The following is a 1,095-nucleotide window of genomic DNA, read 5'->3' on the forward strand; positions in this document are numbered from 1 at the left end:
GCCCTCGGCGCGGCCCGGGCGCTCGGCGCGGTCGAGCGCGCGCTGCAGCAGGCCGCGGACGAGCGGGACGCCGCCGAGGCCGCGCGGGCCGAGCGGGAGACCGCGCTGTCGGCGGTGCGGTCGCGCGTCGACGAGACCCAGCGCGAGGTGGCCCGGCTCACGGACGCCGCCCACCGGGACGAGGTGCTCCGTGCCGAGCAGCGGCTCCGGGTCGAGCAGCTGGAGATCCGGGCCGTCGAGGACCTGGGCATCGACCCGGCGGTGCTGGTCGAGGAGTTCGGGCCGCACCGGGCGGTGCCGGTGCTGACCCCGCCGGGCGCCGACCCCGCCGACGACGAGGACGCCGGCCCCCGCGAGGTGCCCTACGTCCGCGCCGAGCAGGAGAAGCGGCTCAAGGCCGCCGAGCGGGCCCTGTCGCAGCTCGGCCGGGTCAACCCGCTGGCCCTGGAGGAGTTCGCCGCGCTCGAGGAGCGGCACAAGTTCCTGGTCGAGCAGCTCGCCGACCTGAAGAAGTCGCGCGCCGACCTGCTGGAGATCGTCAAGGACATCGACGAGCGCGTCGAGCGGGTGTTCGCGGACGCCTACCGGGACACCGCCGAGCAGTTCGACCGCGTGTTCCCCCGGCTGTTCCCGGGCGGCGAGGGCCGCCTCGTGCTGACCGACCCGTCCGACATGCTCACCACGGGCATCGAGGTCGAGGCCCGGCCCGCCGGCAAGAAGGTCAAGCGGCTCTCCTTGCTGTCCGGCGGCGAGCGGTCGCTCACGGCCGTGGCGCTGCTGGTGTCGATCTTCAAGGCCCGGCCCAGCCCGTTCTACGTGATGGACGAGGTCGAGGCGGCGCTGGACGACGCCAACCTCGGCCGGCTGCTGGAGATCTTCCGCGAGCTGCAGGAGGACTCCCAGCTCATCGTCGTGACGCACCAGAAGCGCACGATGGAGATCGCCGACGCCCTGTACGGCGTGACGATGCGCGGCGACGGCGTGACGACCGTCATCTCCCAGCGGCTGCGCGACGAGGTTCCGGCCTGACGGTGTGAAGATCGCGTGCGGGTTCGCGGGCGATGCGGGTGGCTCCCGGACGACGCCGGGGGCGGG

Annotated in this window: 1 protein-coding gene; it reads left to right on the forward strand. The window is 74.2% G+C overall.

What is annotated here, in order from left to right; translation table 11 throughout:
• The coding region (locus FA014_RS19585; protein ID WP_154731263.1) for an AAA family ATPase at nucleotides 1–1,029 on the forward strand (1,029 nt) is incomplete at its 5' end.
• Nucleotides 1,030–1,095: the final 66 nt, after the last annotated feature.

This window comes from Cellulomonas hominis (assembly GCF_005239125.1).
GTDB lineage: Bacteria > Actinomycetota > Actinomycetes > Actinomycetales > Cellulomonadaceae > Cellulomonas > Cellulomonas hominis_A.